Genomic DNA, 23,717 nt, shown 5'->3' with positions numbered 1-23,717 from the left:
CCGGAGGGGGAGGTGCGCACGGTCATCTGCGGGCGCGCTCACGGCAGGAGCCGACAACGTTGCCAACGCAGGTCGTGGACGCCGGGGCGGAGTTGCACAGGGGTACCAGCTTCCTCGTGAGCCGCACGGCGGACGGACGGACTTCGCGCCGGACGGCAGGAGCGAAACGCTGGGGACGCCGGGCGCACGGCGATAATTGATCACGCGCCAATAGCCTGTCAATGGTCATCAGGGGAGGGGAGAACTGGTCTTCAGGGCGGCACTTTTGGCCCTTGACGCGGCGCCCGGGTGCGTGGGTACGCTATCGCCCCGCTTTCAACTACCTGCCTTCGAAGCCGAACATTCGCGGTGACCTGGCGGGTGGAGCGGCGCGGAACTCGGCCATGGGGGAGACGGGCCGGCGCGGCGGGTGCCCTGCCTGTTCCGTGGCGGAAACGCCTGCCGGACGCAGCTCCGGCGAGGGTGCGGCCGACGCCTCACGCGTGTCATGTGCCGTCGGCGGAGCCGAGGTTCCGACCGGATATCCCCTTGACTCCCCGAGGACGCCCTGCGCACCTCTCGCGGGACCGCGGCGGCGCGCGGGCGGCGGCCCCGGCTCCCGCGCATCTCCGTGCGAGTCGGCGGACGCCGGCGGGCGTCCTCGAACGTGGCTGAACTCCCTCCATCGGAACGCCAGTTCTCCTGGATTCGTACGGCTGTGCCCTCGGCGCCCTCCTAGGGAGGTGGCGTGGGGTAGCGAAACGCCCAAGGGGGTCTGAACCCCACCCCTGCAACAACTAGCGTGCGTGCTCCGTGAACTGCCAACGGCCGATCCGGAGGGCGCCGATGCCTACCGCAATCCCCCAGGGGCCCGAGACGTCCCAGGAGACTCAGAGGTCCACCGGGCCCCAGAGCTCCCCGGGGGCTGCTCCTGTACCGATGACCGCGCGGCGGCGGGAGCGTGAGGGCGGGCGGCACGGCCGGGCCTCATTCCCGGAATCGGCCGCCGACTCGGCGATACGGTCCAGGCTGGTACGGCTCACCCTCATCCCGTGCCTGCTCGTCACCGCCGTCTGCGTCACCGTCACCGCCTGCGTCGCCCGCGCGGGTGTCGCCCTCACCGGCAGTGAAGGGGCGGTGCTCGGCGGCGGCCTCGCGGTGACCGTCGTCATCGTGCTCACCGCCGTCGCCGTCGCCGGCTCCGAGGCCCGCGCCACCGCCGCCCGCTACGCCCGGCTGCGCCAGGTGTGCGCCCGCAGCCAGTCCGACCTCTACAACCTGCTCGACCGGGTACGGCAGGGCGAATGGCTCCAGCACCGCGACGTGGTTCCGGCCCCGCCGCCCGCGGGCGACACCCTCGACCTGCTCGCCCACGAGGTGGCGGCGGCCGGACGGGCCGCCGAGTCCGCCGTCGTCGACGCGGTCGCCATCGCCCGCAGCAACGCCAGCGGCAGCGAGCAGAAGGTCGAGGTCTTCGTGAACCTCGCCCGGCGCCTCCAGTCGCTGGTGCACCGCGAGATCGAGCTGCTGGACGATCTGGAGAACAAGGTCGAGGACCCGGACCTGCTCAAGGGCCTCTTCCAGGTCGACCACCTCGCCACCCGCACCCGCCGGCACGCGGAGAACCTCGCGGTGCTCGGCGGCGCCATCTCCCGCCGCCAGTGGAGCCGTCCGGTCACCATGACCGAGGTGCTGCGCTCGGCCATCGCCGAGGTCGAGCAGTACCCCAGGGTCAAGCTCGTCCCGCCGATCGAGGGCACCCTGCGCGGCCACGCCGTCGCCGACGTCATCCACCTCGTCGCCGAACTCGTCGAGAACGCCTCCGTCTACTCCGCCCCGCAGACCCACGTCCTGCTCCGCGCCCAGCTGGTCACCGCCGGCCTCGCCGTGGAGGTCGAGGACCGCGGTCTCGGCATGGAGCCGGACGAACAGGCGCGGATGAACGCCCTGCTCGCCGACCCCGAACACATCGACGTGGCCGAGCTGTTGAGCGACGGCAGGATCGGCCTGTTCGTGGTCTCCTCGCTCGCCAGGCGGCACGGCATCGTGGTCCGGCTCCAGGGCAACATCTACGGCGGCGTCCAGGCCGTCCTGGTCCTGCCGAAGTCGCTGCTCGGCCCGGAATCGCACACCGGCGGCGCGGTCGACCGGACCGCCGCCCGGCTCGACGAAGCGGCGGGGGAGCGCGGAGCACCGGCGGAGCGGACCGCCCGGCCGGTGCTGCCGCACCCCGCCCCCGCGGCGGACGGCCCGCTCGCCGCGCCCCGGCAGCCCCGGGAGGAGAGCCCGGACACCCACACTCCACACCCGGGACCTGGCGGACTGCCTCCGCTGCCGGTCCGCACCCCCGCCGCCGGGCACCGGGCCCCGGCGACCGACCCCACGGACGAGAGCGGCGACGGCGAAGGGAACCCGCACGCGGGCGCCGCCTATCCGGCCGACGGCACCGCCTACCCGCCCGCGGCGGAGCGGTCCGCAGACCCAGGCCCCGTCGCCCTGCCGACCGCATCGCACGACGACGACAGCAAGCCCCTCCTGCCGCACCGCCGCAAGCAGGAGCACCTCGTGCCCGAACTGCGCGGTGACCCGGTCCTGCCGGGCCCCACGGACCGCGCGGGCCCCGAACCTGAGCACGACCCCGGCCTGATGGCCGCATTCCGGCGCGGCATCAGCCTCGCCGACGACGCCTACGAAGCCGGCCACTCCGCCGGCGGCAACGACTTCAGTCCCACCCAGAGCGGCGTTTTCGGCGGCCTGGGCGGCAACGACCTGTTCTACGAACCCGACCACGAGGCCCCGTCGGCCCGCGCTCTAGGAGACGACCACAACCATGGTGAGTGATCTGCACACGCAGGCACATACGCAGCTGACGGGAGGTCAGCAGACCGATCTGTCCTGGCTGTTGACCGGTCTCGTACAGCGCGTGCCGCACGCCACCAGCGCGCTCCTGCTGTCCTCCGACGGGCTCGTCAAGGCGGCCCACGGCTTCGACCCGGACAGCGCCGACCACATGGCGGCCCTGGCCTCCGGCCTCTACTCGCTGGCCCGCAGCGCGGGGGTGCGCTTCGGGGACGGCGGTGACGTCCTCCAGGTCGTGGTCGAGCTGGAGTCCACCTTCCTGTTCGTCTCCACCGCGGGCTCCGGCGCCTGTCTGGCCGTACTGGCCGACCGGGACGCCGATGTGGCGGTCCTCGGCTACGAGATGGGGATGCTGGTCAAGAGCGTCCGGCCGTATCTGTCCACCCCGGCTCGCCAACAGGCGTCAGCGGGTGGTCGCTGACCATGGCGGTACGCCGCCGAAGACGGCAGGAGGGCCAGGAACCCGCATGGTACGACGACGAAGCAGGACGGCTGGTCCGCCCGTACACCGTCAGCAACGGGCGGACGCGGCCCACGGCGCACCTCGACCTGCTGACGATGGTGATGGCCACCGGACAGCGGTCGGCGGCCTGCGGGCCCGACCACGCCCAGGTGCTCGGGCTGTGCGGCGGTCCCGTGTCGGTGGCGGAGATCGCCGCCCACATAGGCCTTCCGGCCGCGGTCACCAAGGTGCTGCTCGCCGACCTCGTCGACTGCGGCGCGCTCACCGCGCGGGCCCCCGCGTCCGTGTCGGCAGGGCCCGCGTCCCGTACCGACCGCGACCTTCTTGAGGCGGTGCTGCATGGCCTTCGCAAACGACTGTGACCCCCTGACCACGGGCGATGCCCCGGCCGACTTTCCGATCGCGCTCAAGATCCTGGTGGCGGGCGGCTTCGGGGTGGGCAAGACCACCTTCGTCGGAGCGGTCAGCGAGATCGAACCGCTCAGCACGGAGGAGCTGCTCACCCAGATCAGCATCGGGCACGACGATCTGGCGGGTATCGAGGACAAGAGCACCACCACGGTCGCCATGGACTTCGGCCGGATCACCCTCAGCCCCGCGCACGTCCTCTACCTCTTCGGGACGCCGGGCCAGGAACGCTTCTGGTTCCTGTGGGACGAGCTGTCCAACGGCGCGCTCGGGGCGGTGGTCATCGCCGACACCCGCCGCCTCGACCAGTGCTTCGCCGCCGTGGACTTCTTCGAACGCCGCGGCATCCACTTCATCGTCGCCGTCAACGAGTTCGACGGTTCCCACCGCTACGGGCCGGACGAGGTGCGCGCCGCCATGGACCTCTCCCCTGACATTCCCGTGGTGCTCTGCGACGCCCGCCAGTTCAGCTCGGCGACGAATGTCCTGGTCGCCCTCGTTCAGCATCTGCTCACCCCCGTCCTCGCCGCCACCCCGGAGCTGCCATGAGCCATCTCGCCTCGCGCACCCCGTACGCCACTTACGACCCGACGCGTCATCTGCTGCTCACGCCGGAGGACGAGGAGGCGCCGGCGCGGGTAGCCCGGCTGCGGGCCCTGGGCATCGGGCAGTCGCCGCTGCCCGCCTTCGACGACTTCGCCCGCAAGCTGGCCAGGACCACCCGGGCCCCGTACTCCATGGTCAACTTCATCGACGAGCGGCAGCAGTACTTCGCCGGGCTCTACACCCCGTCGGACGACCAGGCCCCCATCGAGCTGGGTCCTGCCCCGGCGAGCGCGCAGCCGGGCCGGGTGATGGCCCGCGATCACGGCTACTGCCCGCATGTCGTCGTCCGCCGCAAGGCACTCGTCCTGGAGGACGTCTGCGACTACCCGCGCTTCGCGGGCAACCCCGTCGTCGACGAGATCGGCATCCGCTCCTACCTCGGTGCGCCGCTGATCGACCGTACCGGCATGGCGCTGGGCACGGTCTGCGTGGTGGATCTCGAACCGCGTCCCTGGGGGCGGGCGGGGCTGGAGACGATCAAGGCGATGGCCGCCGAACTCGTCGAGCAGATCCACCGGATGGAACAGCAGCAGAGCGGCTTGCTCTGAAGAGCTTGGTCTGACGTATACGGATGCCGGCGCCCGGCATGCGCATGGCCCGGCCCGCGGCGGGCCGGGCCACCGTGCTCAGCTCAGCGGCACGCAGGGGGACCGTTCGGCTTCCGGCGCGGCGCGCGGGGACGGGACGACGGGCGCCGCGCCGTCGTCCGGGCGCCCGTCGCCGCCGCGTTCCGCGGACTCCAGGCGCAGCAGGGGGGACAGCCGCTTCGACCACTCGCCCTTCCCCTGCCCCAGGGCCAGTTCGCCCAGCCGCAGCAGCTGGATGTCGGAGGTGCCGGCCGGTGCGAAGATGTGGTGCGCGTCGCGCAGGAAGCGTTCCACCGGCCGGTCGGTGAACAGCCCGCACGCGGCGTGGATCTCCATCGCGTCGCGCGCCGACTCCAGGCAGGACTCCACGTTCACCAGCTTGGCGTTCATCAGCTCCGCGTCGCACGGCTCGCCCTGGTCCAGCAGGTCCACCGCGTGGTAGGCGCAGAGCCTGGCGATCAGCAGCCGGGACTGGATGCGGCCCAGCTTGAGCTTGATGTTGTTCAGTTCGGCCAACGGCTGTCCGTAGCGCCGCCGTTCGGCGCAGAACCGCGTGGTCTCCTCCAGTACCGCCTGGTGGATGCCGAGCGATACGGCGGTCAGGTTGGGCCGTCCGTACAGCACGCTCGACGAGTACGCGACGGACAGCCCGTCGCCCTCGGCGCCCAGCATGTTCGCGGCCGGGACACGGCAGTTGTCGAAGAACAGCTCCCCGAAGCTGAAGCCGTGCAGCCCCATGGCGGGTTGCTGCCCGCCGACCCGGAAGCCCGGCCTGCCGGACTCCACGAGGAACGCCGACAGGCCCTTGGGGCCCTCGCCGGTGCGGACGATCACGCCGTGCAGATCGCCGACGTGGCTGTTGCCGACGTAGATCTTGCGGCCGTTGAGCACATAGTCGTCGCCGTCGCGTACGGCGCGGCTCGCCATGCCGAGGACGTGGCCGCCGGAGTCGGGTTCGGTGACGGCGATGGTCGGCAGGCAGGCGCCGGCGGCCACGGCGGGCAGCCAGGTGCGCTTCTGCTCCTCGCTGCCGAAGTGCACGATTTTGGCCACGCCGAGCTGGGATGCCTGGACCATGGCGCCCATCGCGCCGCTCACCCGGGACAGTTCCTCGATGATCACGGTTTTGGCCAGGTGTCCGGCGCCCATGCCGCCATAAGCCCGCTGAACGGTCACTCCTATCCAGCCCTGCCGGGCGATCAGCCGCGAAAGGTCACGGCAAACGGTGCGGCTCGCCTCCATCTCCGCAATGCGGGGGCGTACTTCGCGTTCTGCGAAGTCCCGCACCTGTTGCCGGAGTGATTCATGTCGCTGGTCGGTGAAATAGCGAGGCAAGACGAGCCCTCCTCCACGTACATTCCCGCGCTTTCTGCGTCCGCCTGGCGGCGGCACGGGTGGTGTCGTGCGCACCGTTTTTTCGCAACATAGTCCAGTGTTCACCGGGCGCAACACCCGTTGGCATACCTGCTTCATGACGCATAAAACATCAACTCCTTGCATTTATGCGCCGAGTTGAAGCATGAAACATAAGGCCGAATGACCGTTACGCGACAGGAAGGCTTGATTCCGGCACTGTCCGTGATCCTTCCGGGCCCCGGCGCGCCGTCCGCCGGGGCCCGTTGCCGGGTCAGCGGGCCGTGTCGCAGCAGGTCTCCCGCCGCTGTGAGTGGCCTACTTTCAGCCAGTTGACAGACGTGTCACCGGTACGCAGCGTTGCCATGCCCTGTGCGCCGGCGAATTCCGCCGGTGCGGGAAAAGATGCCACCAATTTTCGCTGCTCGAACAGTCGTCCACCGCGCAGAACCGCCGTGGTCCGCACCAGCGAAGCGAAATCGGTGAACGGATCACCGTCCACACATGTCATGTCACCGAGTTTGCCGACCTCCAGGGTGCCCAGGTCCCGTTCGGCGCCGAACACCTTGGCGGGCAGCGCCGTCGCGGTACGCAGCGCCGCCGCCGCACTCAGACCGCCGCGGTGCAGCGCCCGCAGGCACAGATGGAGGCCGAGACCCACCGGCGTCAGCGGCTGGTCCGTCCCCAGCGCCACCGCGCCGCCGCCGTCCAGCACCCGCCGGTAGACCTCCACTTCGACCGCGATGGCGGCGAGTTCGGCTGGTGTCGGCCGGTGCCCCGCGCCCTCCTGGACCACGGCGGTGTCCCACGGCGGCATCAGCCGCGTCACCCGTGCGTCCCCGGCGAGCGCCGGATCCTCGCCCAGCAGCGGCGTGGCGGAGAACGGAGTCGCGATCAGGTGGAAATCCGTGCCGGTGTAGATCTCCGCCACGTCCTGATAGGCGTGCCCGGAGGCACTGATGGCATGCCCGAACTCCAGCCGCTGCGTGGCTTGCAGATGGGTCGTCAGATCCTGGCCCATCTGAAGTCCCGGGGTGAGCAGATGACTTCCGGCGCGGGCGCCAAGCCGCCGGTGCGCGAAGCGCGCGGCCTCCTCCATCACCCAGCCGGGCGCCCGCACATACGTCTTGACGAAGTCCCAGTCCAGCGCCGCACCCCGCTCCAGCGAGCGGCGCAGCCCCGCCCGGGTCCGGTGCGCCCGCCCCATGCTGTACGCGACCCGGTCACCGTCCAGCAGCTCCCCGCAGGTCAGCAGGCGAGGACCGGCCAGCACCCCGGCGGCGATGGCCTCCCGCAGCCGGGCCTGCTCGTACGAGAAGCCGCCGCAGGACACCGTCGTCGTGATGCCGTACGCGAGTTGCAGCGCGGACTGCCGGCCGCCGTAGGTCGTCTGCCACGGGTGGGTGTGCGCGTCCCACAGGCCAGGCAGCACGGTCTGCTCCGACGCGTCCACCCGGCGGGCCGCGCCCCGGCCCGAGCGGTGGGCGCGGTGCGGGGTGAGGGCGGCGATCCGGCCCTCGCGCACCACCACGTCGACGTCCTCACGGACCTCTTCGCCGGTACCGTCCCAGAACCTGCCCGCGTGGACGACGGTGTCCCTGGCCCGTGCGGGACGGTGGTCGAGCGCCAGCGGAACGCTGCGCGCCGGGCCGCCGGACACACCGGTCAGCCGCAGCCTGCCGGCCGACAGGTACAGCAGCCTGCGGCTGTCGCCCGACCAGGAGGGGTGGTCGGCGCTCTCGTCGGTGAGTCGGCGCGGCGCGCCGTCCGGGCTGCCGTCGGCCGCCACCGGCAGCACCCACAGCGCGGACTCGGCGATCAGCGCCATCCAGCGGCCGTCGGGCGACCACACGGGTCCTGAGTCGTAGCGGTCGGAGAGCGAGACGTGGTCGGCGAGCGCGTGCAGCCGGTCCTTGCCGGTCCTGGTGTCGACGACCCGGATGAGGTTGTAGCCCTCACGGAAACGCTGGTTGAGCCGGTTGCGGTCGCAGTACGCCAGATATCTGCCGTCCGGTGACCAACTGGGTCTGCCGGGCAGCCCGCCGCCGCCCATCGGCTCCGCCGCCACCGTCTCCGTGCCGTCCGCCAGGGTCCGTACGACGAGATTGCCCGCCATGTCGAGCGCGGCCAGCCGCCGGCCGTCGGGCGACAGCGCCGGATGCACCCGCCCGCCGGCCGCCAGCACCGTCTCGTCGCCGGACGCCACCTCATGGCGGCGCACCGCGAACAGCCCGTCCCGGTCGTCCGCGTAGAGCAGCGCACGGCCGTCCCTGGACCAGCTCGGCGCGAGGACGTACCGCGTCGGGGACGCCCGCACGATGCGACGCGGCCGACCGCCGCCCGAAACCGGCGCCAGCCACAGCGAGTTGAGCGCCGCGAAGGCGATCTGACGGCCGTCGGGGGAGAGCGCGGGCAGATGCACGCCGCGCACCGGCCGCACCGCCGTCCGTTCGAAGCCGTAGTCCTTGACGCGGTAGCGCGGCCGGTCGAGCGGCAGCCGCGCGGTGAACGCCACGGTTTCGGCCCGCTCGGGAGCGTCGGCCCGCAGGATGCGGAACTGCCCGCCGACGGTCACCAGCAGCTCGTCCCCCGACACCCAGCGCGGCGGCACCGGCTCCACATCGCCGTCGACCGGAACCGCGGCGCCGTCCACCACCAGCGTGCAGGTGGCGCCGGGACCACTGGTGGTGCGCAGATACGCCAGCCGCCGGGACGGGGCGAGCGCAGGCGTCATGACCTGCGCAGCGGCCGTCTCGGTGTGCTCGGTGCGCACCGCGCCGCCGCCGTCGGCCGGGGCCGAGGCGACGGTGCGCGAGACCAGCGTGCCGTCGACCGGCCGCCCGCGGACGAAGACGATCCGGGAGCCGTCCGGCGTCCAGCAGGGGTCGAAGTCCTCCCAGGCGCCGTCCTGATGCGGCCCGTCCTGCCCGTCGAGCCCGGTCACCCGCGTCAGCCGCCCGGTCCGCAGGTCGAGCACCCAGATCCGGTACCCGCCGCCGGCCACCGGGTCGCCGCCCCGCTCCGATGCGAACGCGAGCCGGTGGCCGTCAGGTGACCAGGCGGGGCCGCGGTCGTCCCAGGGCCCTTCGGTGACCTGCCGCAGCTGCGAGCCGTCCGGGCGCAGCGTCCAGAGGTGGAAGGTGCCGCCGCGGTAGGCGCAGACGGCGATCCGGCGGCCGTCGGGCGAGTACACCGGGCGGGTGGGCTCCAGGTCGGCCGGGGTCAGGGCCTGCGCGGCGCCGCCCGCCCGCGGGATCGACCACAGGACGTTCTGGATCTCGGCGATCAGGTGGCCGCCGTCGGGCGAGAGGGATCCCGCGCCGTTCGTGGCGGCGGTGAAGCCGAGCGCCGCGCCCTCGGCGCCGGCCGGCTGCGCCGCCACCGGCCCGGCCGCGCCGGCCAGCCCGGCGGCGGCTGCCACCGTGGCGGTGCCCTGGAGGAACCTGCGGCGGCTGAGCGGCACCGGGCCCGGCGTGCCCGCGGGGCAGGCAGGGCCTGTAGCGACTGGGGTCTCGGATCGGTCTGTGGTGTCCAACGTTCCTCCTGTGGCAGGGGGTTGGGACGTGACGCCGACAAGAACCGGCCGATCCTGTCACGTCGTGTCAGCGACCGGTCAACCACCGCGACGGGGTGTCGTCCGGATTCCCGCCGCTCGCCGGAATCCGGATGACGGCCCGGCCTCTTGGCGCGCCGTGGTCCGGGAGGGAAGAGTGGGCGCCCAGCGGGTGCCGGCCAGGCCCGCCCGGCGCGCCGGCAGCCCGGGTCCTGGCGGCGACGGGCACTCCGCGCACGCGACCGAGGTCACGGCGGCCACCGCCCCGCAGTCAGGAGATGACGTCATGCAGGCCATGCAGCAGGACTTCCACCGGGCCCCCGACGGCGCCCGCATCGCCACCTACACCTGGCTCCCGGAGTCCGGCCATCCGCGGGCCCTGGTCCAGATCGCCCACGGCGCGGCCGAACACGCCCGCCGCTACGACCGGTTCGCCCGATTCCTGACCGCCCACGGCTATGGCGTCCTCGCCTCCGACCACCGCGGCCACGGTGCCACCGCCCCGTCCACCGGAGGCCGCGGCGTGGTCGGCGACGACGCCTGGCGGGCCATCGTCGGCGACCTCAAGCGCATCGGCGACCACACAGCCGCCGCCCATCCCGGCATCCCGCTGGTCCTGCTCGGCCACAGCCTGGGGTCGATGCTGGCCCGCGACTACGCCCAGGAGTACGGCGCCGACCTCGCGGGACTCATCCTGTCCGGCACCTTCCGCACCCTGCCAGGACTCGAAATCGACAGCGCGCTCGCGGAGCTGGACGCGGAGATCGCCGAGCACGGCCGCGCCGCGCTCTCCGACTTCATCCCGCGGGCCTTCAGCTCCTTCAACGACGCCTTCACCCACCGCACCGGCTACGAATGGCTCTCCCGCGACCGCAACGAGGTGGACCGGTACGCCGCCGACGAGGACTGCGGCTTCCCGTTCTGCACGGGCCTGGTGATCGACTGGGTACGCGCCGTCCGCAAGATCAACGACCCGGCCGACCTCGCCCGCATCCCGCGCGGCCTCCCGGTCCACATCGCGGTCGGCGCCGACGACCCCTGCAACCAGGGCCTGACCCTGGTGGGCGAGCTGCTGGAGGACTTCCGCTACCTCGGCACCCGCGACCTCACCTGGCGCGCCTACCCGGGCGCCCGGCACGAGATCCTCAACGAGACCAACCGCGACGAGGTCCACGCCGACCTGCTGGCCTGGCTCGACAAGCGCATCTGAACCACCGCGCCACCCGGCTGCGGGTCCGGCCCCGTGGGCCCACGCCGTACGCCCGACCCGCAGCCGGGGCCCGGACCTGCCGGATCGGGCCTGCCCCGCCGGTACGGGTACTCGCCCCGGCCCCGGTCCGGCCCTCGTCCGCCCGTCCCGTCCGGGATATGGCAACGCGCACCCTCTGACATGCGGTATTGTTCTCGTGCGCGGTCAGCCGGGGAAAAACCGGCGGACGGGCATCGGGACGTGGCGCAGCTTGGTAGCGCACTTGACTGGGGGTCAAGGGGTCGCAGGTTCAAATCCTGTCGTCCCGACAGATACTGTCGGAAGCCCGTCGGCTCGGGGAAACCTGAGGCGGCGGGCTTTTCCGTGCCCCCGCAACGACTGTGGACGGTGGCCGCCCGCCGTCGCAGCGGCGCCACCCCGCCCCTCCAGCCCTGACGGCTGCGGCTCCCCGCTCCTCAACTCTCTTTTCCGGACTGAGGAATTGATCACGAAGTGGCCCCCTTCAGCACCCGGGGAAGGGGGACGTGGGAGGTGCTCGACTTCGACGTCGTGCCGCCTCACTGCCGACGACGGGTCCACCGTCGCCGTCCGGCTGGGAGACCCGCCGTCTCCGCCTCCGGAGCCCTTCGCTGACCTCATGCGGGCGTACGTCCAGTCCTGCCAGCACTTGCCCTGCGTCAGCGGCAGAAGTTCACAGTGGCTCTTCCCCGGCCGCCGGCCCGGACAGGCGATGAATCCGGGCAGTCTCCCAGTCCACCTGCGGGAGATCGGCGTCCCGCCACAGCGCGGCAGGGCCCCCGCGATCCGCCAACTCGTCATCCAAGCCCCGGCCCCGTCATCGCGAAGACGCTCGGTTACCACGACAAGACAGCTACCCGCCTGGTCACTGAAGCCGATGGAACCTGGAGCCGATACGCCTCCGGCGGCCACACACGGTGACACCAGGCACGGCCTCAACGAGGAATACGCGACACCTCAACAGGCGAGCCCACCAGTCCCGAGGCCGGATCACTTGCGAAGTCGAGAACGGTACTCGCCAGGGGCCGTGCCTCGGGCACGTCTGAAGGCACGGCTGAAAGCGTGCGGAGAGCCGTATCCGACCGCGCCGGAGATCGACTCGACCGGCTCATCGGTATCGCGGAGCCGGACGGACGCCAGGTCGATGCGCCACTGCGTCACGTACGCGCCCGGCGTCTGTCCGAGGGCGGACCGGAAACGTCTGGACAGCGTCGCCCGGGAGACGCTCGTCGCAGCGGCCAGGGTCTCCGTGGTCCAGGGGTGTTCCGGTTGGGCGTGGACACACGCCATAGCGTCGCGCACGACCGGATCACGCATCGCTCCCAGCCATGAGCCGGACTGCTCCTGCGGGTGGCGGGCCAGCCAGGCGCGTACGAACTGGACGAGCAGAAGGTCGATGATGCTGTTGATGGCGGCGGTGGTGCCGATCTGCGGCTGTGCGAGCTCCGCAGCGAGAAGTCCGACGGCCCTTCTGAGCTGCGCGTTCTCCCGGGCTGTGACGTGCATCGGCCGAGCGAGGGAGGTAAGCACCGGTGTGCGCACCTCCGGGTCCTGCTCGTAGCGCAGCACGATCACTTCCGTCTGCACCGGCGCCGAGCCCAGCCGCAGGGCCCGGCCATCGCCAAAAGACCGGGCCGCCGCCTCACGGTCGCAGGAACCCATCGTCACGCCGGCGCCGCCGGCTATCCCGTGTGCGGTGCCCGGCGACACCAGGACGGCGTCTCCGGCCTGCACCTGAAGAGGTTTCTCGCCCGGGACGTGGAGCCACATGGTGCCGCGGGACACCACGTGCAGTGCCGCTCCTGGAGAGGAGTCCAGCCGCAGGCCCCAGGTTCCTCCGGCCTTCAGCATGACCCCGAGCGCCCCACGCGCACCCGAAACACGCAAGACCTCCGCCAGCACATCCATGGGTCCATTCTCGTCCACCACGGCGAACCGCCCACCGGCGGGCGAGGCGCATGTGTCCTCGTCCACAGCGTCAGGCCACGTCAAGAACGGCCTTTCCATGCACCTTCCGCGCGAACAGCGCCTGGACGGCGTCGTCCACGTCCTGCCAGTCGCCTCGCAGTCCGACCGGTGCCGAGAGCCTCCCGGCGGCCATGAGGCCCAGCAGGTCCGTCAGCTCCCCGCTGGTCGGCGTCATGTCGCCGTAGGTGGCGATACTGCGGGGTTCGCCGAAGCCGAACAAGGTCCCTGACGGGAACGTGGTTTCCTGCCCCGAGGAGTAACCGACCAGGTGGATGGTGCCGCCTTCGGCGAGGGAACTCCAGGCCTGGGCCACCAGTGGTCCGCCGACCGTGTCCAGGACGAGGTCGAACCGGTCCCCGGTCTCGGCCAAGGCGGTCAGGACCTTGTCGGCGCCGAGTTCACGGAGTCCGGCGGCCCGCTCCGGCGAACCGACGAGTGCCGTCACCCGGGCGCCCGCCAGCGCCGCCAGCTGGACGGCGAAGTGCCCCACGCCCCCGCTGGCGCCGGTGATCAGAACGTTGCGCGCCAGCAGGGAACGCTTGCGCAGCACCCGGAATGGGGTGACTCCGGCGATCCCCAGCGCGGCGGCGTCGGCCAGGTCCACGCCCTCGGGGACGGTGCCGAGCGAGGCGGGGCTGACCGCCACCCGCTCCGCCCACGCGTGGGGAGCCATTCCCACTGCGACGCGCGTACCTTCGGGCGGCCCCGAGCCGTCGGACGCGGCGCGCACCACGACGCCGGCCGCGTCGTGACCGTGCACAGCGCCGGCCGGCCACTGGTCCACGTAATTCAGCTCTCCGAAGTTGAGACCGATGTGCCGTATCTCCACCAACGTCTCACCGGCGGACGGTACGGGCTCATCGACATCGGCGAACCGGACGGGTCCGGCCTCACTGTGATCGACCACAAGGGCGCGCATAAGGGGTGTGTTTCCTTCTCTCGTGGGTGCGCCTGAACACTCGGCGCTGCAGCAGATCGAGTGCGCAATTGCCGCACTGCCGTCTCCTTGAAACCCTACGCAGGACCGGGACAGCGACCAGACCCGTGAGAATCAATCAGTTGACGATCTGTGTCAGTGAGTGGTGTGCATCGTGAAGTCGCAGTTCACGGGTCTGGTGTGCGCGCCGGGGATGCAGGAGCGGCAGTGGATTTCCGCTCGCCGGAGCGAGCTGGACGCCCTCGCGGAGCAGCTGGCCGAGCAGCTTCATGAAGTCCAGGTCGAGCGGCACGAACTGGCGGTCCCGGAGCGGGTGTTGAACCATCTGGCCGAGCAGGTCCAGGCCGGTGCCGAGGCTGTCGCTCCGGTAGCGGCGCGGGTGGCCGGGCGGGCGGTCCTGCTCATCCCGCACCGCCCCGACGCGGCCTCCACGGCCCCGAAACGATCACCCCGGAATCAAGGCGGTGGATCCGGGCTGAAACAAGATCACCGACTCTGCGGAACTCGGGGCGGCTCACCCGCCAGATGGAGGCACAGGACCTCTTGCCGCTCGCTGGAATTGATAACCGCGAGTTGCCAAGAGGTCCTGTTTTCACGCGCGTACAGATTTATGTGCGTTACTTACCTGCCAGGGCTTTGAAGAAGTTTCCTGTCGGTGAGCCCAGACCGGTGACCGTGTCATAGCCGGTGCCTGATACCAGACCCGAGTCGGCCGACTGTCCGAGAGTAAACAGCTGAGTGTACTTTTCTTGCGTTCGAGGGTTCACCATCTCCGCAGCGAGGGATTCCTTCTCGTGCGCCCCACTGGGGTGGTCGGTGACGTCACGGTAGGCCCCCGTCCCCTGCAGAGCGTAGAGAGCCGGATTCGCAAAACCCAGAGATTTTCCGCCTGCCGCTTGGACGGCCAGGGCCTCCATGCCGGCGATGAGGGGGGATGACAGACTTGTGCCTCCGTCGGATTGTTCGCGGTACTGGGGCTTTTGGCCGGTAGTGGACGGGTGTGACACGCCGACGCGGATGCCGGTATGGAAGTCGCCCACAGCAGCTATGTCGGGCATTGTCCGCATCGGCTTTTTGCCGTCCGGTGAGCTCAGCGCGGCAGGTACGACATTGCGCTGATAGGCAGGCTGGGGGAAGACGGTACTCACACCGCCGCCTGCACCAGCCGAGAAGGTTCCGGGCAAAGGCTGAGCCCAGGACTTACCGTCGTCGGCCAGTGTCGAAGCGTCACTCTCCCAACCGGTCTCCCACTCATACTCGTTCTTGGCCCCGATGGCCAGACTCGTCCCGCCGACAGCGGTGGTCCAGGGGCTGGAACTGGGATATTCCAGTTGCGGAGCCCCATGGGGGGAAGCGTTGCCGTCGTTGAAACCGCCGCCGTCGCCCGATGAGAAGTTCGTACTGATGCCTTCAACGGCGGCCTGCTGGAGGGACTGCTCGGTCGCCTTCACAATCGCCGGATCCACCGGGTCCTCACCCTGCCCACCGGGCAGCACGCCCTCCACGTAGGAGCTCGTCAGCACATCGGCGAGCCGGTGGTCGACGACGTCGGTCAGCGCGTCCAGCACCGCGTTACCGGTCACGTCGCCTGTCCCGACATCGAAGGTGACCGCGGCGTCCGGAGCGACGGCATGCACCGCTTCGAGATCCATCGCCCCTTCGTCGTCACCCACGATCTGAGGCGCGCCCGGCGGCAGGCGCAGTGTCAGCTGTCCCGGGGCGAAGGGCTGCTCACCGTGATGAGCGGCGTAGGTGTTGGCGTCCGCCAGAAGGGTGGGAGAGACCAGGGCGGCGAGGATCGCGACCTTGGTGCCCTTGCCGGTGAGCCCGGTCCCCTTGATGCCGTAGGCGCTGCGTATCTGCGCCGGCGTGTAGCCGCACGGCTCCCATGAGACGGTCCGCCCGTAAGCCTGCGGGAGGTTGGCCGCTGTTTTTTCCCCGTAGAACGACGAGCATTTACTGTCGGTTGTGGAAGGGGCGTTCTTGTGCACACTCATAGGATGTGCTAGCTGCCTCGTGTCCAGTCCGGTTATTCCGAAGACGTCGCCTGCGAGGGAGTGCGGAACGCTGACGGAACGGGCGGGCGCCCGCACTGTGCGTCCGTCGACGCGGTACTTGTCGATGCGGGTGCCGAAGGCTGCCTCAATCCGGCTTGTGTTTCCCCGCACAGAAATCGAGTGAGGTCCGCTGACCGTAGCTTTCAGGCCCGCGGCACGCGCCCACGTTGTGACCCGTTCCCACTGCACATGGCTGGTCCCATACCGGTCAAGAGCTTGCTGTGCGGTCAGGAAATGCCGGTAGGAGGGACTGTGCGGATCCGAAACCTCTTGAGCATGACGGGCCAGCCCTGCGGGATCCTGGCCGGCCAACAGTATGTTTACTTCAAGAGTCCCGCCCGGGTCCGCATGCCCGAGGTGCTCAGCCGACGTGGTCCACAGGGGCGTGTTTCCCACCAAGGCACGCTGAGTCATATCCGTTGCAGCGCCGGCTGTTCCTTCACCCGTCGCTGTCAGGGTCAGCCCGGCAACGGCAGCCAGCGCCAGCCATCTACTTGTCCGCAAAATGATGTCTCCATCCGGATGTCTCGATCCAAAGGGGGCAGCTCGTCGACCGTGCTGTTGACCGGTGCCGCGGCACGCTCCGACCGTAAGCCGCAAATGTCAGAAACGTGTCAAGAAGTTTTAGGGATATCGCCTCCGCCGCGACCGAGGTACACGACCGCCGCGATTGCGGAAGGATCGAGAGGGGTGGTCCACGTCATCCGCGACGACGCGCGGACCCGGGCCCCTGACCGGTGACTCGGCAGCAGCCCGAGCTGGGGCCGGCGCTTATTTGAGCACGGTGCATTGTGAAGACTGCACGTCAGTCGGCCTGGTGTGCGTAGGTGCCGGGAGGCTCGGGCAGGCCCGGGTCGGAAGGCCACCGACAAGATCACCCGTCAGCGGCGACTTCCTGGTTCGTCAGCACCAGCAGGGCCGTACCAGCGCGGTCGCCCACCTCGGATTCGTGCGGACTTTGCCGAGGACGCGCCAGTTCTTCAGATGGGCGAAGCTGTGCTCGACCGGCCAGATCGCCGGGCCGCTGGTCGCAGCGCAATACCGCCAGCACGATGCCGGCGATCTTCCCGGCGGGCAGCGCCCGCCACGGCGAGCGGATCTTCTTGCAGTGGCCGCGTATTACCTCGGCGAGGTAGTTCGAGGTGGCGCTCGACAGCGGCAGGCGGGCGGTGCAGGCAAGGCCGTCAGGGCCCTCGGTGCGACTGTTGTGTTTCTTCACGCCAAGCTCAACTGCCGCCGGGGGCACGCCGGTTATGCCCGGACGTGTCTCTTCCTCCTGCGCTGCTACGGGCGGGCGGTGAACTTTCCGTCGGGCCACTCGTGCAGCCGGCCGCAACGCGTCCGCCTCGCCCTGCGAGGGCATCGGGGGTCGGATCTCCGTCAGCGTCCCGCCGTCGCCTCCGCCTGGGGTGGGGTGGTGGTGTGGAGGCCGGCTGCCAGGTCGGTGCGGCGTTTTACGCGGAGTTTGCGGTAGACGCGGGTCAGGTGTTGTTCGACGGTGCTGACGGTGATGTAGAGGCGGGCCGCGATCTGGCGGTTGCTGTGGCCGCGGGCGGCGAGGTCGGCCACTCTGCGTTCGGCTTCGCTGAGGGTGGGGGCGGGGCGGCGTTCGGTGTTCGGCTGGGTGAGGCGGAGGGCGTGGGGGAAGGTCGTCTGGCGGGGGGTGCGGGGCGGCGGGGTGAGCCTGCCGGGGGTGTCGGGGATGGTGCACCGTTCGCTTGAGGGGGCGCCGGACGGGGCGCAGTGTGGGCGGGAATCTTCTTGCATCTTGCTCAACTCCTCGGTAGTGGCGGCAAGTTGTCGTGTGTCGCCGCATTCCTGGAATGCTGTCGCCGCCGCTTCGAGCAGGGGGGCGCGGCGGCCGGGTGCGGCGCAGGCGGCGAGTACGCGGAGGGCGGCGCCGCGGGCGCGGGCGTGCAGTGTGGTGCACAGGTCGAGCTGGGCCTGAGCCAGTTCGCGGGCCCGTTCCTGGTCGCCCAGCGTCAGGTACACGCGGGCGGCCTCGCTGCGCCAGGGCACCAGCGCGGGGATGTCCATCCTGTACTTCTGTGTCAGGCGGCCCGCGGTGAGGAATTCCTCAAGGGCCGCCGGTTCCTGACGCCTCACCAGGTAGTGGTGGCCGCGGGCCTGCATGTAGTGCAGGCCGATCGGCGTCTGGAACATTTCGTCCGGCACCGGCACCTGGAGGGCGCGGTGGGCGACATCGAGCTGACCCGAGGCGATGCCGGCCTGGATCAGCGTGGCCAGCGGCATGCCGATGCCCACGCCCCAGCTCTCGTGGGAGATGACGGAGAGCGAGGCGTGCGCCAGTCGCAGCGCGGCGGGCAGGTCGCCGCGGCGCAGCGCGACCTCCGCGCGCAGTCCCGTGAACAGGGCGCGCCAGGTCTGGGACGACAGCTCGCTCGCCTCGGTGGCCAGCCGCCCGCACGCCTCGTCGGCGGTCTCCAGGCGGTCCGAGAAGAGCAGCGTGATCAGGCAGGATGCCAGGACGGCGAAGGTGCGCTCGTTGAGCCTGTGGTGGCGTACCAGCCGCTCGGCCTCGTCCGCGAGCGCGGTGTCGGGGCCGCCGCCGCTCAGCCGGCTCAGCAGCAGGGCGCCCTGGACCTGCGGGCTCAGCGGACCGGCCGGCGGCTGCGTGGCGGCCGGGCCGCCGGGGAGATCGGCGAGCTGCCAGCCGCCGGCCGCCGCCGGGTAGCCGAGCCGCAGCCACATCTGGGACGCCTGCACCCGGGCGGCGGCGCCCGGGGCGTGGACCTCGGGCGCCGCGCTGATCTGCTGGAGGCCCGCGACCGCCGCATCGACGTCCCCGAACCACAGCGGCACGGTGACCGGAATCGAGGCGTGCGCGCCGGAGAGGGCGCCCGAGCGGGGCGCGGAGGCCGGTGAGGGCAGGCAGCGGACCGCCGCGCACGGGTCCGTCCGCCACTCGATGTCGAAGAGCGTCGCGGTGATCGAGTCCCGCAACTTCTCGGCAGCGGGCTCCAGTTCACGCGCGAGGACCAGGCAGTCGTGCGCGAGGTCCAGCATCCCGCCTCGGACGGCGGCCCTGGCCGCCTCGTCGAGGATCGCGACGGGCCAGTCGCCGGTCGGCACCGGCGCGGCGGCGAGCAGCTGCCGGGCGACGGTCAGGGGCGCGGCGCCGCACCGGTAGAGCACCTCGGCGACCCGGGCGCGCAGCGCGGCCCGCTTCTCCGGCGCCATGTTGTCGAGGACCGCCGCACGCGTCTTCGGGTGCCGGAGGCGGATGCCGGACAGCACTCCGGCGTCGTTGAGGGTGCCGATCGTCCGCATCAGGGTCTTGTTGTCGACGCCGGTCACCTGCGCCAGGACGCGGGTGGTGGCCGGGCCGTCGAGCAGGGCGATGTGCCGGGCGAGCGAGAGCGCGGCGAGGCCGCAGCGGTGCAGGCAGGAGAGGACCGCAGCGGCGTACCCGGAGTCCACGGCCGGATCGCAGGAGCCGGTGTCCGCCCGCTGGTTGTCGGCGATCAGGCCGTGCAGCTGGAGCGGATTGCCCGCCGTGATCTCGTAACAGGCGTCGGCCAGCCGCTGCGCGGCCGTCCGGCCCAGGTGCAGCTCCAGCAGGTCCTGCACGCCGGGCCTGGACAGTGGCCGCAGCCGCAGCCGGCGCGAGTGCGGCTCCAGCGGCAGCTCGGCCTGGAGTGCGGCGTCCGCCGATGGCCGGTCGGCGCATTCGCCGAGCACGACCAGAAGCGGCTTGGACCCCAGCCTGCGGACGACGGCCGCCAGGCACTGGAGGGACACCGCGTCGGCGTTCTGGAAGTCGTCGATGCCGATGACCACCGGACCGGGGATCTTGTCGATGACGTCGAGGAGCGGCAGGCACACCGTGTTGATGACCTGCGCGGACAGCGGCGCGGAGCCGTCCTGCGGCGCCGCGCCCGTCACGGAGTTGAGGATCTTGCCGTCCAGCAGGCGGGACGGGTCACCGCCGGCGGGCGGGGTGAGGCCGCCCGCGCTGCGGAAGAGCTGTGCCCACACACCGAACGGTACGAGGCGCTCGCTCCGCGACGCCGTGGCGCTGAGACAGGCGGCACCGGAGGCCGTGGCCTGCCGCGCGAAGGTGCGCAGCAGCTCCGTCTTGCCGCAGCCCGCCGGTCCCGAGACGATGGCGAAGCGGGCGGGGCCGATGTGACTGCCCCTCAAGAGTCGGTGCAGGGCGGTGAGTTGCTCGTCACGCTCGTGCAGCGGGTGAAAGCTCCCCGGTGCGGTCATCGGAACTCACTCGTTCGTTGCTGAATGCCGAAGTATTCCTTCACGTGTCTTCCTGGGCTTCATGGCGGCACACGCCTGCCGATGGCGCTGACGCTTCCGGATGAGGGTTCGGAATGTTCGGATCCGTGATAATCCGGGACTTGGAACGGTGCGGCTCACAAGGGGATTCCCAACTCGCGTGCACGGGCGATGGCTTCCACCCGATTGCGGACGTTCAGCTTCTGGAGCACGTTCTGCAGGTAGCTCTTGACCGTGTTGCGGGAGATGAACATCGCCTGCGCGATCTCCGGATTGCTCTGGCCCATGGCCACCCTGCGCAGCACCTCGTACTCGCGCGGGGTGACGAAGCCGTCCCCGGCGGGCGCAGCCGCCCGGCCGCCGGGCCCCGGCGCCCGCCGCTCCGGCTCGGCCGCGGCTGACGCCACCCGGTCGATGGCGATGCCCTGCCGGGTGATCGGCCCCGCCCAATCGGGATCGCAGGTCAGCAGGGTCACCCGGGTGAGTCCCAGCGCCGACAGCATCTCCGCGACGACCCGGCAGATCTGGTCCCGGTCGCTGCGCCGCGGCGCGCCCGCCGGGGGACACGCGGCCGACGCCGGCTGCCTGGCGCAGACGTCGAGCCCGCCGGTGACACCGAACCCGCGGTCGCTCTGGCGCAGGTAGAGAAGGATGCCGCCGGCGTCGTGCACCGCCCGCATCGTCTCCTGGAGCCGGGCCCCGCAGTCGCAGTGCAGCGACCCCAGGACCTCGCCGCTCAGGCACTCGGTGTGCACACCCACCAGCGGCACCCGTTCCCCGGCCCGCGCCGGGACCGCCCCGAAGCCGAGCGCCACGTGCTCGCCCCCGTACGACAGGCCGGTGAAGGTGAATGCGGTGCCCACCGCCTTGCTGCCGTCCTTCAGGCCCACCTGGAGATCCGCCGCGGCACGCACCCGCGGCACCGGCCGGCCCGCCGGGGCGCCGCGCGACCTGTCCACCGCGTCCCGCACCCCTCGCACCGGTCCGTCCAGTATCTGCTGCCGGGGCGCTGCTGTCCCCTCCGGGCTGACGAGAGTCATCGCCGTGCGCCCCCGATCGCACCGGAGCGGACCCGACGGGGTGCGCCGGCGGCGCCGAGCACGGCGTCGGCGAGGGCGCGCGGGGCACGGCCGCCGCTCGCGAGCGTGGGCGTGACGAGCACGTCGGGGACCAACGCCCGGATGGCATCCGCCTCTTGGGCGTCCGCCGGGTCCAGCACGAAGACATCGCACAGGTCGCGGATCATCTCAGCGGCGCCGGTGGCCGTCGGCTGCACGCCGCGGGATTCCATCAGCCGCTGCCTGCTGTCCGCCCGCCGCGCTTCGCCCGGATCGTCGAACGGCACCCCGCTGACGGTGGGCGTGACCGCGACCACCGGGCACCCGGCGTCCCGCAGCGCCTCGCGTATCCCGGGAACCGCCAGCACCGGGCCCAGGCTCGCCACCGGATTGCTCGGGCCCAGCACGATGAGATCCGCGGATTCCAGCGCCTCCAGGACACCGGGCGCCGGGCGGGCCGCGGGGATCCCCGCGTACGTCACCTCGTGCACCCGGGGCCCGGCGGCGTCCCGCACCAGGAACTCCTGGTAGCTGCGCCGCTCGCCGTCCGTGCACAACAGCTGGGTGGAAACCGGCTGTTCGGTGGCCGGCAGCACCCGGCAGCGCAGCCCCATGCCCGCCGCCAGCCGACGGGTCACCTCGGCCAGGCCCACGCCGTCCCGCAACCACGTCGTGCGCAGCAGATGGGTGGCCAGGTCGGTGTCACCGAGGTTGAACCACACATCGCCGCCGAGTCCGCGCAGCGCCTCCATGCACCGCCAGGTCTCGCCCTTGGTGCCCCAGCCGCGCTCCACGTCCTGCCGGCCGCTGAGCGCGTACAGCGTGGTGTCGAGATCCGGGCAGACGCGCACACCGTGCGCCCAGAGGTCGTCACCCGTGTTCACCACCAGCGTCAGCCCCGACGGGCCGTCCGCCGCGCCGTCATCCAGCGCGTCGTTCAGCGTGAGCCACAGGCGCGATGCGCCGATGCCGCCGCCGATACCCACAACGTTGACCATGTCACTCCGCCTCAGCGTGCTCGATCAGCGGTCGCCGGCAGCCGGCGACACACAAGGACGACAGTGCGTCGGCGCCGCGCACCCGCCGACGGGAGTGCACCACCGGATGCGCCCGCTCTCTCTCCGTGGCCGTCCGCCGTCCGCCCGGTGGCCGGCCGCTGCCGGTCGGGTGCGGCGGGCCTGCGCGGCGGGCGGTCACGGGACGCTTGCATGCCATGGGGGCATCCCTTCCGGGGGATTGGGGGGCGGATGGGCCGCCCGCCGAAGGGTGGTGACGGGGTATCAGTTGTGGCCGTGATAACCGGGAAACGGTTCCTCCGGACGGCCCTTCCGGTCGGGGGCGCCCCGCCTCACCCGGCCGACGTGTCCTGGCGGGCCCCCGCTGCTCCCGCTTGCGCCGCCTCGCCTGCGCCGGGGCCAGCACCGGCGCGACGGTCTCCCGCATGCCGTACAGCTGGAGCAGCGAGACATGGAAGCGCTTCTCGAACGACGCGATCTGTTCCTCGGACACCTTCTGCGTGGCGACCACCGCCCGCAGGTGGTGCGCGGTGTCGTCGCCGCCCTCCTCCCGCGCCAGCAGCATGCAGATCGGCGAGGGGAGCAGCCCGGCGACGGTGGCGCCCAGCGTCCGGGCCTGGGCCGGCCAGTGCGTGGCCGAAAAGCCGGGGGCGAGCGCTATCGACGCGCCGCTGACCAGGGACGACATCGACGCGTACTGCTGGGCGTTGCCCCGGAACAGCGGCAGGACGACCAACTGCCGGTCGTCCGGGCGCATCCGCAGCCGGGCGGCGACGGAACGCCCCGCACTCAGGTACGCGGCATGGGTGACGAGCACCTCCTCGTGCCGTCCGGGTTCCGCCGTCACGTGCAGCACGCCCAGGGTGTCGTGCGGCCCGGGGCCCGCGCCGTCCTCCTCCGGGGACCACGGGGCGTCGGACTGCGCGTCGCGCGCGGTGTGGAAGGCGTCGTCACCGTCCCCGCCGATGACGAACAGGTGCCGGCAGTCGTGCGCCTGGAGGCGGGCCCGCGCGGTGGTCTCCCGCAGGCTCGCGTGGGTGAAGGTGAGGTGGCAGCGGGAGCGCGCCAGGAGATAGGCGAGTTCGTCCGGTGTGTGCAGCGGGTCGCTGGGGACGATCACGGCGCCCAGCCGCGCGGCACCGAACCACAGGTCGTAGAACTCCGCGCAGTTGGTCGCGTGCACATTCAGCCGGTCGCCCGCCTGCAGGCCGAGCGAGCGCAGCAGTCGCGCCGTCCTGGTCGCCCGCGCGTCCATCTCGGCCCAGCTGATCCTCTGCTGCTCACCCGGCGCGGTCTCCACGACGAGGAACGTCTCCTCGCCTCGGAGGGCGGCGCCTTCGGCTAGTGCGGCAGCAACGGTGTCCGCGGATCTCGTACTCACGGTTGAACTCTCG

Annotated in this window: 17 protein-coding genes, 1 tRNA gene and 1 pseudogene; 7 read left to right on the top strand and 12 right to left on the bottom strand. The window is 71.4% G+C overall.

Annotated elements, in window-relative coordinates; all coding sequences use genetic code 11:
- The first annotated feature begins 918 nt into the window (after positions 1-918).
- The 5 genes from ACGFNI_RS07935 to ACGFNI_RS07915 are packed head-to-tail and all read left to right on the top strand — an operon-like array spanning position 919 to position 4,863.
- On the top strand, positions 919-2,820 hold the full coding sequence (locus ACGFNI_RS07935) for an ATP-binding protein (protein WP_393681667.1): 1,902 nt from the start codon (positions 919-921) through the stop codon (positions 2,818-2,820).
- Positions 2,810-3,259, top strand: a complete 450-nt coding sequence (locus ACGFNI_RS07930) for a roadblock/LC7 domain-containing protein (RefSeq protein ID WP_393681665.1) — start codon at positions 2,810-2,812, stop codon at positions 3,257-3,259. The genes ACGFNI_RS07935 and ACGFNI_RS07930 overlap by 11 nt, the downstream gene beginning before the upstream one ends.
- Positions 3,260-3,261: 2 nt before the next feature.
- Positions 3,262-3,663: a DUF742 domain-containing protein gene (locus ACGFNI_RS07925; protein WP_393681664.1), complete on the top strand. Its 402-nt coding sequence runs from the start codon at positions 3,262-3,264 to the stop codon at positions 3,661-3,663.
- Positions 3,641-4,258: an ATP/GTP-binding protein gene (locus tag ACGFNI_RS07920; RefSeq protein ID WP_393681662.1), complete on the top strand. Its 618-nt coding sequence runs from the start codon at positions 3,641-3,643 to the stop codon at positions 4,256-4,258. The genes ACGFNI_RS07925 and ACGFNI_RS07920 overlap by 23 nt, the downstream gene beginning before the upstream one ends.
- On the top strand, positions 4,255-4,863 hold the full coding sequence (locus ACGFNI_RS07915) for a GAF domain-containing protein (protein ID WP_393681661.1): 609 nt from the start codon (positions 4,255-4,257) through the stop codon (positions 4,861-4,863). Before ACGFNI_RS07920 ends, ACGFNI_RS07915 begins: the two co-directional genes overlap by 4 nt.
- A 78-nt stretch (positions 4,864-4,941) precedes the next feature.
- Here the strand turns inward: ACGFNI_RS07915 and ACGFNI_RS07910 are convergent, their stop codons facing one another.
- Together ACGFNI_RS07910 and ACGFNI_RS07905 are read right to left on the bottom strand one after the other, a co-directional pair.
- The gene (locus tag ACGFNI_RS07910) at positions 4,942-6,237 is read right to left on the bottom strand and encodes an acyl-CoA dehydrogenase family protein (RefSeq protein WP_393681659.1); all 1,296 of its coding nucleotides are present in this window, start codon (positions 6,235-6,237) and stop codon (positions 4,942-4,944) included.
- A 292-nt stretch (positions 6,238-6,529) separates the two neighbouring features.
- A complete protein-coding gene (locus ACGFNI_RS07905) occupies positions 6,530-9,790 on the bottom strand; it encodes an amidohydrolase family protein (protein WP_393681657.1) in 3,261 nt (1,086 codons plus the stop codon).
- A gap of 304 nt (positions 9,791-10,094) precedes the next feature.
- Here ACGFNI_RS07905 and ACGFNI_RS07900 point away from each other — a divergent pair, with 304 nt between their 5' ends.
- Positions 10,095-11,018 (top strand): alpha/beta fold hydrolase, encoded by a 924-nt coding sequence (locus ACGFNI_RS07900; RefSeq protein ID WP_393682174.1) that lies wholly within the window; start codon positions 10,095-10,097, stop codon positions 11,016-11,018.
- Between the two features lie 234 nt (positions 11,019-11,252).
- Positions 11,253-11,326, top strand: a tRNA-Pro gene (locus tag ACGFNI_RS07895).
- Positions 11,327-12,026: 700 nt separating this feature from the next.
- Here the strand turns inward: ACGFNI_RS07895 and ACGFNI_RS07890 are convergent.
- The 10 genes and pseudogenes from ACGFNI_RS07890 to ACGFNI_RS07845 form a co-directional block, all read right to left on the bottom strand.
- Positions 12,027-12,944, bottom strand: coding sequence for a cupin domain-containing protein (locus tag ACGFNI_RS07890; protein ID WP_393681655.1), 918 nt, complete (start codon positions 12,942-12,944; stop codon positions 12,027-12,029).
- Between the two features lie 70 nt (positions 12,945-13,014).
- Positions 13,015-13,923, bottom strand: a complete 909-nt coding sequence (locus ACGFNI_RS07885) for a zinc-binding dehydrogenase (RefSeq protein ID WP_393681654.1) — start codon at positions 13,921-13,923, stop codon at positions 13,015-13,017.
- 136 nt (positions 13,924-14,059) lie between these two features.
- Positions 14,060-14,353 (bottom strand): hypothetical protein, encoded by a 294-nt coding sequence (locus tag ACGFNI_RS07880; RefSeq protein WP_393681652.1) that lies wholly within the window; start codon positions 14,351-14,353, stop codon positions 14,060-14,062.
- A gap of 205 nt (positions 14,354-14,558) precedes the next feature.
- A complete protein-coding gene (locus ACGFNI_RS07875) occupies positions 14,559-15,932 on the bottom strand; it encodes a S8 family serine peptidase (RefSeq protein ID WP_393682172.1) in 1,374 nt (457 codons plus the stop codon).
- Between the two features lie 36 nt (positions 15,933-15,968).
- Positions 15,969-16,412, bottom strand: a pseudogene (locus ACGFNI_RS07870) (protease pro-enzyme activation domain-containing protein); the annotation flags it as partial.
- Between the two features lie 460 nt (positions 16,413-16,872).
- Positions 16,873-17,217 (bottom strand): hypothetical protein, encoded by a 345-nt coding sequence (locus ACGFNI_RS07865; protein WP_393681650.1) that lies wholly within the window; start codon positions 17,215-17,217, stop codon positions 16,873-16,875.
- 161 nt (positions 17,218-17,378) lie between these two features.
- Positions 17,379-20,231, bottom strand: a complete 2,853-nt coding sequence (locus ACGFNI_RS07860; protein ID WP_393681649.1) for an AAA family ATPase — start codon at positions 20,229-20,231, stop codon at positions 17,379-17,381.
- 155 nt (positions 20,232-20,386) lie between these two features.
- Positions 20,387-21,289 (bottom strand): LuxR C-terminal-related transcriptional regulator, encoded by a 903-nt coding sequence (locus tag ACGFNI_RS07855; protein ID WP_393681647.1) that lies wholly within the window; start codon positions 21,287-21,289, stop codon positions 20,387-20,389.
- Positions 21,286-22,305 (bottom strand): 2-phospho-L-lactate transferase, encoded by a 1,020-nt coding sequence (gene cofD, locus ACGFNI_RS07850; RefSeq protein ID WP_393681646.1) that lies wholly within the window; start codon positions 22,303-22,305, stop codon positions 21,286-21,288. The genes ACGFNI_RS07855 and cofD overlap by 4 nt, the downstream gene beginning before the upstream one ends.
- A 1-nt stretch (position 22,306) precedes the next feature.
- On the bottom strand, positions 22,307-23,704 hold the full coding sequence (locus tag ACGFNI_RS07845) for an AMP-binding protein (protein WP_393681645.1): 1,398 nt from the start codon (positions 23,702-23,704) through the stop codon (positions 22,307-22,309).
- Between the last annotated feature and the right edge of the window lie 13 nt (positions 23,705-23,717).

Origin of the sequence: Streptomyces sp. NPDC048644, assembly GCF_043199105.1 — a bacterium.
Taxonomy (GTDB): Bacteria; Actinomycetota; Actinomycetes; order Streptomycetales; family Streptomycetaceae; genus Streptomyces.
Note: the sequence above shows the minus strand (reverse complement) of the source record. Positions and strands in the feature narration are given on the sequence as shown.